At 68.2% G+C, this 15,628-nt stretch carries 16 protein-coding genes; 13 read left to right on the top strand and 3 right to left on the bottom strand.

The window, feature by feature from the left end:
* Positions 1-14: 14 nt before the first annotated feature.
* Positions 15-491 carry a molybdenum cofactor biosynthesis protein MoaE gene (locus ACSQ9A_RS18210; protein ID WP_436304663.1) on the top strand — a complete coding sequence of 159 codons (477 nt, stop codon included), beginning with the start codon at positions 15-17 and terminating at the stop codon, positions 489-491.
* A gap of 9 nt (positions 492-500) precedes the next feature.
* Here the strand turns inward: ACSQ9A_RS18210 and ACSQ9A_RS18205 are convergent, their stop codons facing one another.
* Both ACSQ9A_RS18205 and ACSQ9A_RS18200 read right to left on the bottom strand, forming a co-directional pair.
* A complete protein-coding gene (locus ACSQ9A_RS18205; protein ID WP_093109811.1) occupies positions 501-1,499 on the bottom strand; it encodes a Bug family tripartite tricarboxylate transporter substrate binding protein in 999 nt (332 codons plus the stop codon).
* Positions 1,500-1,593: 94 nt separating this feature from the next.
* Entirely contained in the window at positions 1,594-2,487 is an 894-nt protein-coding gene (locus ACSQ9A_RS18200; protein WP_093109810.1) for a LysR family transcriptional regulator, read from the bottom strand.
* A 113-nt stretch (positions 2,488-2,600) separates the two neighbouring features.
* Here ACSQ9A_RS18200 and ACSQ9A_RS18195 point away from each other — a divergent pair, with 113 nt between their 5' ends.
* The 12 genes from ACSQ9A_RS18195 to ACSQ9A_RS18140 all read left to right on the top strand — a co-directional run bounded on the left by ACSQ9A_RS18195 (position 2,601) and on the right by ACSQ9A_RS18140 (position 15,145).
* Positions 2,601-3,515 carry a ferritin-like domain-containing protein gene (locus ACSQ9A_RS18195; RefSeq protein WP_436304662.1) on the top strand — a complete coding sequence of 305 codons (915 nt, stop codon included), beginning with the start codon at positions 2,601-2,603 and terminating at the stop codon, positions 3,513-3,515.
* Positions 3,516-3,525: 10 nt separating this feature from the next.
* A complete protein-coding gene (locus ACSQ9A_RS18190) occupies positions 3,526-4,506 on the top strand; it encodes a Bug family tripartite tricarboxylate transporter substrate binding protein (RefSeq protein ID WP_436304661.1) in 981 nt (326 codons plus the stop codon).
* 4 nt (positions 4,507-4,510) lie between these two features.
* Positions 4,511-5,407, top strand: a complete 897-nt coding sequence (locus ACSQ9A_RS18185; protein ID WP_436304660.1) for an alpha/beta hydrolase — start codon at positions 4,511-4,513, stop codon at positions 5,405-5,407.
* Between the two features lie 71 nt (positions 5,408-5,478).
* Positions 5,479-8,100 (top strand): ATP-dependent chaperone ClpB, encoded by a 2,622-nt coding sequence (gene clpB / locus ACSQ9A_RS18180; protein WP_436304659.1) that lies wholly within the window; start codon positions 5,479-5,481, stop codon positions 8,098-8,100.
* A 5-nt stretch (positions 8,101-8,105) separates the two neighbouring features.
* Positions 8,106-8,438, top strand: coding sequence for a hypothetical protein (locus ACSQ9A_RS18175; RefSeq protein ID WP_436304658.1), 333 nt, complete (start codon positions 8,106-8,108; stop codon positions 8,436-8,438).
* Between the two features lie 45 nt (positions 8,439-8,483).
* Positions 8,484-9,401 carry a LysR family transcriptional regulator gene (locus ACSQ9A_RS18170; protein ID WP_093109806.1) on the top strand — a complete coding sequence of 306 codons (918 nt, stop codon included), beginning with the start codon at positions 8,484-8,486 and terminating at the stop codon, positions 9,399-9,401.
* Between the two features lie 151 nt (positions 9,402-9,552).
* On the top strand, positions 9,553-9,933 hold the full coding sequence (locus ACSQ9A_RS18165; RefSeq protein WP_436304657.1) for a cupin: 381 nt from the start codon (positions 9,553-9,555) through the stop codon (positions 9,931-9,933).
* Between the two features lie 68 nt (positions 9,934-10,001).
* Positions 10,002-11,078, top strand: a complete 1,077-nt coding sequence (locus tag ACSQ9A_RS18160) for a TRAP transporter substrate-binding protein (protein ID WP_436304656.1) — start codon at positions 10,002-10,004, stop codon at positions 11,076-11,078.
* Entirely contained in the window at positions 11,078-11,686 is a 609-nt protein-coding gene (locus tag ACSQ9A_RS18155; RefSeq protein WP_093109803.1) for a TRAP transporter small permease subunit, read from the top strand. Before ACSQ9A_RS18160 ends, ACSQ9A_RS18155 begins: the two co-directional genes overlap by 1 nt.
* Complete coding sequence (locus tag ACSQ9A_RS18150) at positions 11,683-13,083, top strand: TRAP transporter large permease (protein ID WP_436304655.1); 1,401 nt, start codon at positions 11,683-11,685, stop codon at positions 13,081-13,083. The genes ACSQ9A_RS18155 and ACSQ9A_RS18150 overlap by 4 nt, the downstream gene beginning before the upstream one ends.
* A gap of 11 nt (positions 13,084-13,094) precedes the next feature.
* Entirely contained in the window at positions 13,095-13,808 is a 714-nt protein-coding gene (locus tag ACSQ9A_RS18145) for a DUF2848 domain-containing protein (protein ID WP_436304654.1), read from the top strand.
* On the top strand, positions 13,808-15,145 hold the full coding sequence (locus ACSQ9A_RS18140) for an amidase (RefSeq protein WP_436304653.1): 1,338 nt from the start codon (positions 13,808-13,810) through the stop codon (positions 15,143-15,145). The genes ACSQ9A_RS18145 and ACSQ9A_RS18140 overlap by 1 nt, the downstream gene beginning before the upstream one ends.
* A gap of 3 nt (positions 15,146-15,148) precedes the next feature.
* On the opposite strand, the gene ACSQ9A_RS18135 is transcribed toward ACSQ9A_RS18140, so the two are convergent.
* Positions 15,149-15,625 carry a YbhB/YbcL family Raf kinase inhibitor-like protein gene (locus ACSQ9A_RS18135; RefSeq protein ID WP_436304652.1) on the bottom strand — a complete coding sequence of 159 codons (477 nt, stop codon included), beginning with the start codon at positions 15,623-15,625 and terminating at the stop codon, positions 15,149-15,151.
* Between the last annotated feature and the right edge of the window lie 3 nt (positions 15,626-15,628).

Below are 15,628 nucleotides of genomic sequence, written 5' to 3'. Positions count from 1 at the left end.
GCCACAATCCGGCCATGGGCAGCCCACGCGTTTTCATTCAAACAGGCGATTTCGACCTCGCGCACGAGATCGCCGCGTTGCGCGGCGACGACAAGCGGGTCGGAGCGGTCTGCAGCTTCATCGGCACCGTGCGTGACCGCAACGATGGGGATGCGGTCGCTTCGATGGAGCTCGAGCACTACCCCGGCATGACCGAGAAATCCATCGAAGCCATGATCGACGAGGCGCATCGCCGCTTCGACATCCTCGGCGCGCGCGTGATCCATCGCGTCGGCCTCTTGCAGCCGCTCGACCAGATCATGATGGTGGCGGTGATCTCGGCCCACCGCGGCCAGAGCTTCCAGGCCTGCGAGTTCCTGATGGACTACCTCAAGACGCAGGCGCCGTTCTGGAAGAAGGAGCAGACGCCCGACGGCGCGCGCTGGGTCGATGCGCGCGTGGACGACGATGCCGCCCTGGCGCGCTGGGGCATCACGAGCAGCAACGCCTGAGCCAAGGGCTTATTGAGGGGTGAAGCCGCTGGCCTTGATGATGCCTTCCCAGGTCTGCGTATAGCTCCGCACGCGCCCCGCGAACTGGCCTTGCGGCTCGTAGGCGACCGTCAGGCCCATCGTGGTGAGCTTCTGCTTCACGTCTGGCATGGCCAGCACCTTGGCCAGGGCATCGCCGAAGCGATCGATGACCGGCTGCGGCGTGCCGACGGGCGCGAACACGCCGTAGTAGGGCAGGTCTTCCAGGTTCGCGAAGCCGAGCTCGGTAAAGGTCGGCACCTGCGGCAGCAGCGCCTGGCGCTTGCTGCCGATGGTGGCGACGATGCGCACCTTGCCCGCCCGATGGTTCTCGATGAAGTCGGGCACCGAGGCGATGCCGGCGCTGATCTGGTTGCCCAGCATGTCGGCCGTCATCGGCGCGCTGCCGCGGTAGGGCGCCGACTGCACGTCGATCTTGTACTTGGTGCCGATCATCTTCACCAGGAACTCGGGGATCGAGGCCGGCGCCGGCACGCCGATGGTGTCCTTGCCGCCGCGCTGGGTGCGCACCCATTTGAGGTACTCGTCCAGGTTCTTCGCCGGGGTACCGCCCGATACCGCGAGCACGTTGGCGAAGGTCGCGAAGCCGGCGACCGGCACGAAATCGGTGGCCGGATTGAAGCCCGCGTTCTTCACCACCTGCGGCAGGATCGAAATGCTGTGGTCGTGCGAGAGGAACAGCGTGTGACCGTCCGGTGCGGCGGCCTTGAGGGCCTGCGCGGCGATCTGGCCACCGGCACCGGCGCGGTTCTCGACCACCACCGGCGCTCCCAGCTGGTCCTTGAGCTTCTCGGCCAGCGTGCGGGCGATCGCGTCGCTGCCGGCGCCGGCAGGAAAGCCGACCAGCAGCTTGATCGGCGTGCCCTGCTGCGCCTGCGCGAAGCCAGAGAAGCCCGCAATCGCGGCCAGGAGCCCGAGCGCGAAGACACGGCGCGGCGCGGAAGCGGCAATCCACCTTGAACAGAACATGAGCAACTCCAGACGATTGAATAAAGAACGAACGAGCGAGCAACACGCGTGCCCGGGTTCGAGGGAAGCTATTCTGAACGAGCGCGGTTCGCTTTCATCGCCGGCGCAGCCGATGCGCCATCGCGATGAAGGCATCCAGCGCCGGGTTGCCGTTGGACGGCCGGAAGGCCAGCCCCAGCGCGTACTTGACCGGTGCGTTGCGCCGCCGCACCTGCAGGTAGACCACGTGCTCGGTCTGCACCGCCTGCATGGCCTGCGGCACCAGCGCGATGCCCAGGCCGCCGCCCACCAGCGCGAGGATGGTCTGCATCTGCGAGGCGACCTGGACGAAGTTCGGTATGAAGCCGCTGTCCTGGCAGGCCGCCATCACCACGCTCTCGAAGCCGGGCCCTTCCTTGAAGGGAAAACCGACGAAAGGCTCCGAGGCCAAGTCGCGCAGCTGCACGCGCTTCTGCTGCGCGAGCGGATGCGTGTCGGGCACCGCCAGCGTGAGCTCCTGGTCGCAGAAGGGCTGGATCCGGAAGTCGCCCGCGTCGTGCAGCGGTGGCACGACGATGCCGACGTCGATGGCGCCGCTCAGGAGCGCCGCCACCTGCTGCGAGGTGGTGTCGCCGGTCAGCACCAGCTTGACGTCGGGGTAGTCCTCGCGAAAGGCGCGCAGGAGCCGCGGCACCACGCCCAGCGCGGCGCTGGGCACGAAGGACAGTCGCAGCGTGCCGAGCTTGCCGGCCGCTGCGCGCTGCGCGATCTCGATCGACAGCTGCGCATGCGCCAGCGTGCGCCGCGCTTCGCGCAGGAAGGCCTCGCCGGCCACGGTCAGGCGCACATGGTGGCGGGTGCGGTCCAGCAGGGTTGCGCCTACCTCGGCTTCGAGCCGCTGCACGGCCACGCTCAGAGGCGGCTGCGACACGTGAAGGCGCTCCGCGGCGCGCCGGAAGCTGCGCTCTTCCGCGACCGCGACGAATTGCCGGAGCTGACGAAGGTCCATCGCTGCTTCCAGGATTGGTGATCGCTCCAGCCTATCACCAGCCCCTTCAAACGGTATTGGACGAAGCACCCGCGCTGCCGCAGCATGCGGCTGAAACTGAGAAAGACCACACGATGCAGCCTTCGCTTCTCGAAGAACTCACCCCGGTTCCGAACCCGTATCCCATCAAGTCCGAGATCGAATATCCGGAGGTCTGGCGCCTGTGCGAACAATCGCGCGAACTGGCATGGAATCCGGCCGCGATCGATTTCTCGGACCTCCGCGACGCGGAGCTTCCCGCCGAGGTGCGAGAAGCCGGTGCGGAATGGTGGAGCCTGCGCGCCTGGATGGAGCACGGTGCCATTCCCTACGGCACCGAACGGCTGCGCGAAGCCGTGTTCGCGCACCAGCCTTTCGAGATCAAGCAGCACATCGTCAACTTCATCGCGGAGGAGCTGCGCCATCACGAGGCCTCATTCCTCGTCGCGCGCGGGCTGGCTGGCTACCAGGACGAGCCGCGCGCCGACTACTTCAAGGCGGTGATCCCGCGCTTCCACGACGAGCGCGACGAAAAGGCGATGTCCTTCTTCGCGGGGCTCGCGGTCAACACGCTGTTCGAGCAGCTCTCGGGCGAGCTGCTGCAGGCGCGCTACGAGAACGCGCGCTTCAAGTCGATCCGCACCGCCTGCCAGCTGATCCTGCGCGACGAGGCGCGGCACATCCAGTTCGGCCGCATCATCATGCGCAGGTTCTTTGCCGAGCTGTCCGCGGACGACCGCCGCCTGCTCGGCGAAAAGGTGGCCAAGAAACTGCGCGGCAGCCTGCTCAACGGCGTCTATGCGGTGGTCAACCTGCCTGACGACGAGCGGGCGCGGGCAGGGCGCAACCGGGCGCTGGCGGCCGAGCACGGGTTGGGCGCGACCCATCCCGACCAGGAGATCGCGATCATCCGGCGTGCGCTGGACCGGATCCGCGCCGACGTCGCGCCCTACGGCGTCGAGATACCGGAAGTGCCCGAAGTGGATCGCGCCGCGGTTTCGGCGCATTGAGGACGAAGCCATGAACCGACTGATGGAAACTCTGGGCTGCTGCCTGATGGCGGCCGTCGGCGCGGTCGCGCTCGCGCCGCCGGTTCATGCGCAGGGCGCGTATCCGCAGCGTCCGGTCACGATGGTGGTGCCGTACCCGGCCGGCGGCTCGGCCGACATCCTTGCGCGCACCGTGGGCCAGAAGCTGGCCGAGCGGCTCGGGCAGCCGGTGGTCGTCGACAACCGCGCCGGTGCGGCCACCGCCATCGGCGCCAGGTTCGTCGCGGCTGCCGCAGCCGACGGCTACACGCTGCTGATGGGCACCGTCAGCTCGCAGGCCATCAATCCGGCCATGAACAAGGTCGGCTACGAGCCGGTGAAAGACTTCACGCCGGTTGCGCCGCTGGCCTCCATTCCCTTCGTGCTTGTGGCACATCCGTCCTTCGCCGCCAGGAACGTGGCCGATGTGGTCGCGCAGGCCAAGACCAGGCCCGGCGAGCTGAGCTACGCATCGGCCGGGCTCGGAACCTCCAACCACCTGGCCGGCGAGCTGCTGGCCTCGGCCGCCGGCATCAAGCTGCTGCACGTGCCCTACAAGGGCAGCGCTCCCGCGCTCAACGACGTGGTGGCGGGCCATGTGCCGCTGATGTTCGATCTGCAGGCCACGGCCTTGCCCTATGTGCAGTCCGGCAAGCTCAAGGCGCTGGCAGTGACCGGCAGGACGCGCAGCGCCTTGTTGCCCGAGGTGCCGACCGTGATCGAGAGCGGGCTCGCGGGCTACGAGGTCACAGCCTGGTTCGGCGTTTTCGCGCCAGCCGGACTGCCGAAGCCGGTGCTCGATCGGCTCAACGCCGAGATCACGGCCGTGCTCAGGATGCCGGACATGCAGAAGCGCCTGCACGAGCTCGGCGCACAGCCCGAAGAGGCCGTGCCCGACGCCTTCGCCGCTTTTGCGCGCAGCGAAGTCGGCAAGTGGTCGGTGGTCGTCAAGAACGCGGGGCTCGCGCAATGACGGAATGATCGAGGGTCCCGAAACCCTGCGCGCGCTGATGGCCGAGATCGGCCCGCGCTGGGCGCTCGATCTCCCAGGGCACAGCCAACGCGTTAAGGACGCCTACGCACCGCTGCTCGCGAGCGCTCCCAAAAATGGCGTGGCGGTGGCGCGGAACCTGGCCTACGGCACGCACGCACGCCAGGTGCTCGACATTTTTCGCCCGAGCGGCGCGAGGCATGCGCCCGTGGTGGCCTTCGTCCATGGCGGCGCCTTCGTGCGCGGCGACAAGTGCACGAGCGCAGAGCTCTACGACAACGTGCTTCACTGGTTCGCGCGGCAGGGCTTCGTCGGCGTCAATATCGAGTACCGGCTGGCGCCCGAGGCGCCTTACCCCGGCGGTGCGCGCGACGTGGCCCAGGCCATGGCCTGGCTGCATGCGCAGGTGGCGGATTACGGAGGCGATCCGTCCCGCATGATGCTGATCGGCCATTCCGCGGGCGGGACGCATGTGGCGAACTACGCATTCGATCCGGATCTGCAGCCGGGCGGATGCCATGCGCGGGCCGTAGTGCTCGTCTCGGCGCGCCTCCAGGCCGACCAATCGCCCGAGAACCCCAATGCGCCGGGCGTCCGTGCCTACTTCGGCGACGACGTTTCGCTCTATGCAGCGCGCTCGCCGATGCGCCTTGCGGGCTTGAGCGACATCCCCGCCTTCATCGTGATCGCCGAGTTCGAGAACCCCCTGCTCGATGTCTACGGGCTCGAATTCGCCCACCGCCTGGCCGACGCGCGCCGGCGCGCACCGCGTTTTCTGCAGATGCGAGGCCATAACCACATGTCCGTCATGGCCCACTTCAACAGCGGCGAAGAGGCGCTGGGGCGCGAGATCATGGACTTCTTTTCCTCGCTGCCTGTTTAGGTGTAGGGTCGTTGCTTTCCGCTTGAATTCGGTGCCGCCCACCCCTACATGCCGGGGAATCGGAGTCATTCATGCGCCAAGACAAACTCACAACCAAATTCCAGGAAGCCCTCGCCGACGCGCAATCGCTCGCTCTCGGCAACGACAACCCCTATATCGAACCGCTCCACCTGCTGGTGGCCATGCTGCGCCAGGACGACGGCCCGCGGGCCTTGCTCGAGCGCGCCGGCGCCAACGTGCCGGGCCTCTTGCAGGCCGCCGAAGCGGCGATCAAGAAGCTGCCGCAGGTGCAGGGCCATGACCAGGTTCAGGTCGGCCCCGAGCTGGGCAAGCTGCTGCAGGCGACCGAGAAGGAAGCCATCAAGCGCAACGACCAGTTCATCGCCGGGGAGCTCTTCCTGCTCGCGCTGGCCGACAGCAAGGCCGAGATCGGCAACCTGGCGCGCAGCCACGGCGTGACGCGCAAATCGGTCGAAGCCGCTATCGATGCTGTTCGGGGCGGGCAGGGCGTGAATAGCGCCGATGCCGAGGGCCAGCGCGAAGCGCTCAAGAAATACTGCCTGGACCTCACCGAGCGCGCTCGCCTCGGCAAGCTCGATCCGGTGATCGGCCGCGACGAGGAAATCCGCCGCGCCATCCAGGTGCTGCAACGCCGCACCAAGAACAACCCCGTGCTGATCGGCGAGCCCGGTGTCGGCAAGACCGCCATCGTCGAAGGCCTGGCGCAGCGCATCGTCGCCGGCGAGGTGCCCGAGTCGCTCAAGGGCAAGCGCGTGCTCTCGCTCGACATGGCGGCGCTGCTCGCCGGTGCCAAGTACCGCGGCGAATTCGAGGAGCGCCTGAAGACCGTGCTCAACGAGCTCGCGAAGGACGAGGGCCAGACCATCGTCTTCATCGACGAGTTGCACACCATGGTCGGCGCCGGCAAGGCCGAGGGCGCGATGGACGCCGGCAACATGCTCAAGCCCGCGCTCGCGCGCGGCGAGCTGCATTGCGTGGGCGCCACCACGCTCGACGAATACCGCAAGTACATCGAGAAGGATGCCGCGCTGGAGCGCCGCTTCCAGAAGATCCTGGTGGGCGAGCCCAGCGTGGAGGCGACGGTTGCGATCCTGCGCGGCCTGAAGGAAAAGTACGAGGTGCACCACGGCGTCGATATCACCGACCCGGCGATCGTCGCCGCGGCGGAGCTGTCCGACCGCTATGTCACCGATCGCTTCCTGCCCGACAAGGCCATCGACCTGATCGACGAGGCCGCGGCCAAGATCAAGATCGAGATGGACTCCAAGCCCGAGGTGATGGACCGGCTCGATCGCCGCCTGATCCAGCTGCAGATCGAGCGCGAAGCCGTGCGCCGCGAGAAGGACGAGGCCTCGCAGAAGCGCCTGGCGCTGATCGAGGGCGAGATCGAGCGCCTGCAGAAGGAAATCGCGGATCTCGACGAGATCTGGCAGGCCGAGAAGGCGCAGGCCCAGGGCAGCGCGCAGATCCGCGAAGAGATCGACAAGATCAAGTTCCAGATCGCCGAGTTCACCAGCAAGGGCGACTTCAACAAGGTCGCCGAGCTGCAGTACGGCAAGCTGCCGGGCCTGGAGAAACGCCTGAAGGAAGCGCAGGACACCGAGGCCAACAAGGGCAAGTCCAGCGCGCCCACGCTGCTGCGCACGCAGGTCGGCGCCGAGGAGATCGCCGAAGTCGTGGCGCGCGCCACCGGCATTCCGGTGGCCAAGCTCATGCAAGGCGAGCGCGACAAGCTGCTCATGATGGAAGAGAAGCTGCACGAGCGCGTGGTCGGCCAGGACGAGGCCATCGGCGCGGTCGCCAACGCGATTCGCCGCTCGCGCTCGGGCCTCGCGGACCCGAACCGCCCGACCGGCTCCTTCCTGTTCCTCGGCCCGACGGGCGTGGGCAAGACCGAGCTGTGCAAGGCGCTCGCGGGCTTCCTGTTCGACAGCGAAGACCACCTGATCCGCGTCGACATGAGCGAGTTCATGGAGAAGCATTCGGTCGCGCGCCTGATCGGCGCGCCGCCCGGCTACGTGGGCTACGAGGAGGGCGGCCACCTGACCGAAGCGGTGCGCCGCAAGCCTTACAGCGTGCTCCTGCTCGACGAGGTCGAGAAGGCGCATCCTGACGTCTTCAACATCCTGCTGCAGGTGCTTGACGACGGTCGCCTGACCGACGGCCAGGGCCGCACCGTGAACTTCAAGAACACGGTGATCGTGATGACCAGCAACATCGGCTCGCCGATCATCCAGGCCATGGTGGGCCGGCCGAACGAAGAGATCAAGGACGCGGTCTGGGACGAGCTGAAGAACTACTTCCGCCCCGAGTTCCTGAACCGCATCGACGAGACCGTGGTGTTCCATGCGCTCGACGCCAAGAATATCGAGGCGATCGCGGCCATCCAGCTCAAGGTGCTGCAGGAGCGCCTGGTCAAGATGGACCTCGGGCTCGAGGTGTCGCCGGCGGCGCTGGCGGAGATCGCCAAGGTCGGCTTCGACCCGGTGTTCGGCGCCCGGCCGCTCAAGCGCGCCATCCAGCAGCGCATCGAGAACCCGCTCTCGAAGCTGCTGCTCGACGGCAGCTTCGGGCCGAAGGATACGATCGTCGTCACCACCGACCCGATCCAGGCGCCGGGGCAGTTCAGCTTCCGCAAGGCCGGGGAACAAAGCCTGGAGGCCGTGGCCTAACTTCGATGCTCAACTTTCTTTTGCGCCTCGTTCTTTTCTTCTTGGGCCTCTTGTTCGCGGCCAGCCTCGCAGTTGCCGTGCTGCTGTTGGCGGCGGTCTGGGGCCTGCGCTATGGCTGGGCACGTCTCACGGGGCAGCCGGTCCAGCCGTGGGTGATGCGCTTCGATCCACGCCACGGCTTCGATCGCTTTCGGGCTGCAGCGCGCCCGGCCGAGCCCACCGCGGCCGACGTGGCTGCGGCGCGAGCGCGCGGCGAAGCCGCCGACAGCCCCGTTCGCCTGCGCGATCCGGGCCGTGTGACGGACGTGGAAGCCCGTCCGGTGTCGCGCGGCGAGTAGAACCCCCCATCGTCCGCACTGCGGCGGGTCGCCTAGACTCCGCCCATGAACGTGCGTTTTCTCGAGGCCTTCGTCTGGGTTGCCAAGCTCGGCAGCTTCAAGGCGGCTGCCGACAAGATGCACACCACGCAGGCCGGCATCTCCAGCCGCATCGCCACGCTGGAGCAGCAGTTCGGCGTCAAGCTCTTCGACCGCGAGCACCGCGGCGTCATGCTCACCTACCACGGCACCGAGCTCATGCCCTATGCGGAACGCATGATCGAGATGCAGGCACGCATGATCGGTGCCATGGGCCAGGCCGATGCCTTCTCCGGCATGCTGCGCATCGGCGTGATCGAGACGGTGGTCCATACCTGGCTGCCCGACCTGCTGTCGCGCTTTGCCGAGCGCTACCCCAACGCCACGCTTGAGCTCGACTCGGACATCACGCCGCACCTGCGCGACGACCTGCTGCGCGGCACGCTGGACTGCGCCATCCTCTCCGAGGAGATCACGCCGGGCTTCATCGACAACCGGCGCATGGTGAACTTCGCGATGCGCTGGGTCGCGAGCCCGAGCCTGGCGCTGAAGCTGCCGGCGCGCAAGCTGCTGTCCTTTGCCGACATCGCCGAGCAGCCCATCATTTCCTTCCATCGCGAGTCGGGCGTCTACCGCAACATCGCACAGGGCGCGAGCGGCTGCGCCAATCTGCGCGTGAGCTACTTCTCGTCGCTGGGCGCCATGGTCGACCTCGCGCGCACGGGCTTCGGCACGGCTTTGCTGCCGCTCGCCGTGATCCAGGAAGACTTGCGCCTCGGGCGCCTCGTGGTGCTCGACGTCGACCCCTTGCCGATCCCGCTGCCGCTGGTTGCCAGCATGCGGCTGGAACCCGCCTCGCCGCTGGCCGAGGCGCTGGTCAACATGGCCCAGGCGGCCTGCGACCAGTTCGTCGCCAACAGCCGCGACGACGTGCTCGCGCCCTAGAGTCTGCCCTCATTCGGTACACCGCGCGCCCGTTGCTGGGGCGGCGGCATGCGCCAGGGCCGTGCATCAGAAAATCCTATCGGCCTCCAAAAAAATTTCCCGTTTGACCGGGCGGGGGTGCGCGACAACACTGCGCGCCATGCACAAGGCCATGTCAAGCAAATTACATCGCGAGTTCTTCGCGATCCGGCTCGATGCGGCATCGACCGCCTGGGTGCCGGTGCCTTCTTCCGCCGGCCGCATCGAGGAACTGGTGCTCGCCGACAACCTCGACGCGGCGGCCCGCACCGGCTCGCGCACGCGGCTCGCACGCTGGGCCGCCGGCGCGCTGATCGACCGGCCGGTGATCCATGACTTCCACGAGGAGGTCTTCATCGTCGAAGGCGAACTCGTGGTCGGCTGCAATGCCGAAGGGCAGGGCGGCGAAGCCTTCGGCCCCTACACCTTCGCCTGCCGCCCGCCGGGGGTCTGGCACGGCCCCTTCGCGTCGCCGGTGGGCTGCGTGCTGCTCGAGTTCCAGTACTACGGGTGAGGCAGCGACCGGCCTGCCGCTCCCCGATCGTTCGTTCCCTTTCTTCGTTTTCCCTCCAGGAGTTCCCGATGAAGCGTTCCCTGCCTCCTCTTGCATGCCTCGCAGCCGCCGCGATGCTGGCTGCCGTGTCTGCCTTCGCCCAGGTGCCCGCCGGTCCGAAGATCGCCGTGCAGGCCATTACCCAGGTGGCGCCCAACCTGCCGCAGTACACCAAGGTCGACCAGCCGATGCTGCGCGACGGCATGACCAAGGCCACCAACGGGCGCGTGGAAGTCACGCTCTCGTCCTGGCCCGAACGCAACGTCAACGGCCCCGAAGTGCTGCGCCTGGTGCGCTCGGGCCAGGTCGACATCGCCGCCGCGCCGCTGACCACCGTGTCGGGCGACGTGCCCATGCTCGACGGCGTGGACCTGGCCGGCATGAACGCCGACATCGCGCAGGCCCGCAAGGTGGCCGATGCGATGGTGCCGGTCGCCAACAAGGAACTCGAACGCCTGGGCATCAAGCTGGTCGCGACCTATCCCTTCTCAGGCCAGATGCTGTTCTGCCGCAAGCCGGTGGCGAGCCTCGCGGACCTGAAGGGCCTGAAAGTGCGGACCAACGGTCCCTCGGCGGCCGACCTCATGAAGGGCCTGGGCGCGCAGCCCGTGTCGCTGGCCTTCGGCGAGGTCTACACCGCGCTGGAGCGCGGTACGGTCGATTGCGGCATCACCGGCGCGGGGTCGGGCAACGGCGTGAAGTGGCCCGAGGTCACGACGCACCTCTACACGTTGCCGCTTTCGTGGTCCACCTCGGGCTACTTCGTCAACCTGGCCTGGTGGAACAAGCTCGACCCCGCCGTGCGCGCGCAGTTCGAGAAGACGATGTCCGAAGTGCAGGAGGCGCAGTGGAAGCTCGGTGTCGAAGCCACCAACGACGGCATCGCCTGCAATGTCGGCCGCGCGGCCGATTGCAAGCTGCACACGCTGGTCAAGAAGCCGATGGTGGAGGGCAAGCCGCAGGGCGACGTGAGCGCCACCCTCAAGAAGCAGCTCGCCGACGACGTGCTGCCCGGCTGGATCAAGCGCTGCGGCGAACGCTGCGTGGCGGTCTACAACGACGTGATCGCGCCGATCACCGGCATCAAGTACGCCGCGAGCCGCTGATGTTCCGCGCGCTCGAATGGGTCAGCGGCAAGGCGATGACCATCGCCGGCTGGTGCTACCTGGTCATCACGGTGCTGATCTGCTTCGACATCGGCGCGCGGCGCCTGCTGGGCTTCTCGACGGAGGCGACAACCGAAGTGACCGGCTATCTGATGGCCATCGGCATGAGCTGGGGCCTGGCCGGCACGCTGTTCGAGCGCGGCCATGTGCGCATCGACGTGCTGGTGCAGAAGCTGCCGCTGAAGATGCGCGTGTGGCTGCACCTCGCTTCGCTGCTCGCGCTGCTGGTCGCCACCGGCTTCTTCGCCTGGGGCGCGTTCTCGCTCGCCAAGGACTCGTGGGACTTCGGCGCCACCGACTTGTCGGCGCTGCACACGCCGCTGGCGATTCCGCAGGGCTTGTGGGCCGCGGGCCTGGCGCTGCTGCTCCTGGCCGGTTTGGCCATCGCGGCGCGCGCGCTGCGCCAGCTGGCGATCGGCGATGCCGATGCGATGGACCGCATGCTGATGGCGCGCACCTACATCGACGAAGCCGCCGAAACGCTCGAGGCCGTGGCCGAAGCGCAGCAGGGCATGCAGCCCGTCGCCGCCGCAGGAGCCACCCGATGATCGCCATCGTCTTCATCGTCGCGATCGGCCTCCTGATCGGCGGCGCTTCCTTGTTCGGCGTGCAGGGCCATGCCGCCGCCGTGGCCTCGGCCGGCGTGCCCTGGTGGGCGCTGGCCGCGGTGCTGCTCGCCTTCGTCGGCTTCTTCGCGGGCGGGATCTATGTCGGCGCCGCGCTGGCCGTGCTCTCGCTGCTGGCGGGTTTCGGCCTGTCGGACCGGCCGTTCTGGAACTTCATCGGCGAAATGATCTGGGGGCCCTCGACCAACTTCGTGCTGGTGTCGGTCCCGCTCTTCCTGCTGATGGGAGAGATCATGCTGCGCGCCGGGCTCTCCGAGCGGCTCTACCGCGCGCTCAACATCTGGATGGGCCGGCTGCCCGGCGGCCTGCTGCACACCAATGTCATGGCCTGCGGCGTGTTCTCGGCGGTGGCCGGCTCCAGCGTGGCGACGGCCGCGACCATGGGCTCGGTCGCGCTGCCGTATTTTGAGAAGAGCCACTACCCCCCGAAGCTGGTGCTGGGCTCGCTGGCGGCCGGTGGTGCCTTGGGCAACCTGATCCCGCCGGGCATCACCTTCATCATCTACGGGCTGATCACCGAGACCTCGGTGGGTGCGCTCTACCTCGCTGCGGTGGGGCCGAGCATGCTGGTGGTGCTGCTGTTCACGGCGGTGATCCTCTACTACAGCTTCAAGCTCGAGCTGCACGGCGACGCGGCTTCCAAGGCCATCACCTGGAAGCATCGCATCGCGAGCCTGTCGGATCTGGTGCCGACGGCCCTGCTGATCGCACTGGTGCTCGGCACCATCTACGCCGGCTGGGCCACGCCCACCGAATCGGCCGCGCTGGGCGTGGCCGGCAGCGTGGTGCTGGCGCTGGCCGACCGCAAGCTGACGTGGAAGATGATGGCGGAATCGATGCGCGCCACCGCGCGCACCACCTCGATGATCGCGCTGATCCTGTTCGGCGCCTACTTCCTCAACTACATCCTCTCCTCGCTGGGCATTCCGCAGATGCTGGCGAAGTTCCTCACGGGGCTGCCCTTTCCGGGCTGGGTGATCATGCTGGTGATCATCGGCTTCTACCTCGCGCTGGGCACCTTCATGGAAGGCATGTCGATGGTGATCACCACCATCCCGCTGCTCTTTCCGGTGGTGACGGCGCTGGGCTACGACCCGGTGTGGTTCGGCGTGGTGATCACCATGCTGGTCGAGATCGCGATGATCAGCCCGCCCGACGGCACCGTGCTCTACGTGCTGCAGGGCATGCGACGGCAGCCCGGGCCGATCACCGACGTGTTCTCCGGCGTTCTGCCTTTCATGGGCGTCTACATGCTCGCGATCATCGTGCTGATGGTGTTCCCCGCCATCGCGCTGTGGCTGCCGGGCGTGCTTATTTAGGACTTTCATTCATGTCATCGAAGCTTCATTTCGCCTGCGAGTCGGTCGCTGCCGACGGCACGCGCTCCGCGCAACTGATCGCCAGCGCGCCGCAACGCCTGGTGGTCGCGGGCTGGACCGGCCGCGACGCCGCCGCCATCGCACACCACATCGAGGAGCTGGAGGCCATCGGCGTGCCGCGTCCCTCGGGCGTGCCGCTCTACTACCGCGTCGGCGCCAACCTGCTGACGCAGGCGCCCGCGATCGAGGCGCTCGGCGAGCAGAGTTCCGGCGAGGCCGAGCCGGTGCTGTTCTTCGCGCGCGGCGAATGGTGGCTCAGCGTCGGCTCGGACCACACCGACCGCAAGGTGGAGGGCTACTCGGTCGCGGTCTCCAAGCAGATGTGCGCCAAGCCGGTGGCCACGGCCGCATGGCGCTGGGCCGACGTGGCCCACTACCAGGACGAACTGCAGCTGCGCTCGCGCATCCTCGAGGATGGGAAGTGGGTGAGCTACCAGCAGGGCAGCCTGGCGGCGATCCGGCCGCTCGCTTCGCTGCGCGACGGCATTTTCGAAGACAGCGAAGAGGGATGCTTCATGACCTGCGGCACGCTGGGCGCGCTGCCAAACGCACGCGGCGAGGGCATCCGGCCCGCGCCCGAAATGGAGATCGAGATCCACGATCCGCGGCTGAAGCGCAGCATCGTGCATCGCTATGCGGTCCAGCCGCTGCCGGTGGTGGCGTGATGAGTGGCGAGACGATCGCCGCGCTGCGCAGCCGCATGGCGCGCGACGAACTCTCGCACGAGCATCTCGTCGCCCAGGCGCTGGAAGGCGCCGCGGCCTCGGGCGCGCAGCATGTGTTCACGCAGCTGTATGCCGAGGCCGCGCTGGCCGCGGCGCGCCATGCCGATGCGGCGCTGCGCGCGGGCGTCGCGCTGCCTGCGCTCGCCGGCCTGCCGGTGTCGGTCAAGGATCTCTACGACGTGGCCGGGGAGACCACCATGGCCGGCTCCATCGTCTGCCGCGACGAGCTGCCGGCTGTGGCCGACGCGCCGGCCGTGGCGCGGCTGCGCGCGAACGGCGCCGCCATCGTCGGCAAGACCAACATGACGGAGTTCGCCTTCTCGGGCGTGGGCATCAATCCGCACCACGGCACGCCGCGCAATCCGGCGGACGCCGCGGTGGCGCGCATCCCGGGCGGCTCCTCCTCGGGCGCCGCCGTGTCGGTGGCGCTGGGGCTGGCGGTCGCCGGCCTGGGCTCGGACACCGGCGGCTCGATCCGCATTCCGGTCGCGCTCTGCGGGCTGGTCGGCTTCAAGAGCACGCAGGCGCGCACGCCACGCACCGGCGCGCTGGAGCTGTCGCGCACGCTCGACACGGTCTGCGCGATGGCGCGCAGCGTGGAGGACTGCCTGCGGGTCGACGCCGCCATCGCCGATGCGCCGCTGGTGGTGCGGCAACGGCCGCTCGCGGGCATGCGCTTCGGCGTGCCGCAGACGCTGATGTTCGACGGCATCGAGCCCGCGGTGGCCAGCGCCTTCGATCGTGCGCTGAAGATCCTGTCCGCGGCCGGCGCGCTGATCGTCGACATCGGGTTGCCGGAACTGGCCGAGATCGCGCAGCTCAACGCGCCCGGCGGCTTCTCGGCGGTCGAGGCGCATGCGGTGCATCGCGAGCGCCTGGCGCAGGCGCGCGAGCGATTCGACCCGCGCGTGGCTGTGCGCATCGCGACCGGTGCCGCGGCGAGCGCGGCAGACTACATCGCGATGCAGGACAAGCGCCGCGCCTGGATCGCGCGCACCGAGCGCGCGCTCGAAGGCTTCGATGCGCTGCTGTGCCCGACGGTGCCCATCGTCGCGCCGCCGATCGACGAACTGGTGCGCTCGGACGAGGCTTTCTTCAAGGCCAACGGCCTGCTGCTGCGCAACACCTTTGCGATCAACTACCTCGACGGCTGCGCCTTCAGCCTGCCTTGCCACCGCGCGGGCGAATTGCCGGTGGGACTCATGCTCTCCTCGGTGCAGGGCGACGATGCGCGGCTGGCCGCGGTGGCGCTGGCGGTGGAGGCGGCGCTGAAGTAGCGCCTATCGACGCTTCTCGTACGTGCCCACCAGCTCCGCCTGTGCGAGCACGTGTCCCTTCATCGCCTTCTCGAGCGCGGCCTTGTCCGGGCGCTCGAGTTCCGGCAGCACGGCGTCGAGCGCGTAGAGCTTGTGGAAGTAGCGGTGGCGGCCGATGGGCGGGCAAGGCCCGCCATAGCCCGTGCGGCCCCAGTCGTTGACGCCCTCGCGCGTGCCCGCCGGCAATGCCGCCGGCTTGACCGCTTCGGGAAGCTCGCCGGCCTCCGCGCCGATGTTGTAGAGCACCCAGTGGACCCATGTCATCTTGGGCGCCGCCGGATCGGGCGCATCCGGGTCGTCGACGATGAGCGCGAAGCTCAGGGTCGCCGCGGGTGCGCCGCTCCACGCCAGCGGCGGCGACACGTCCTTGCCTTCGCAGGTGTGGATGGGCGGTATCGCGCCGTCCGGTGCGAACGCGGTGGAAGTGAGGGTCAGGCTCATGGA

The organism is Variovorax sp. LjRoot290 (genome assembly GCF_964253985.1).
In the GTDB taxonomy this organism is placed as follows: domain Bacteria; phylum Pseudomonadota; class Gammaproteobacteria; order Burkholderiales; family Burkholderiaceae_C; genus Variovorax.
Note: the sequence above shows the minus strand (reverse complement) of the source record. Positions and strands in the feature narration are given on the sequence as shown.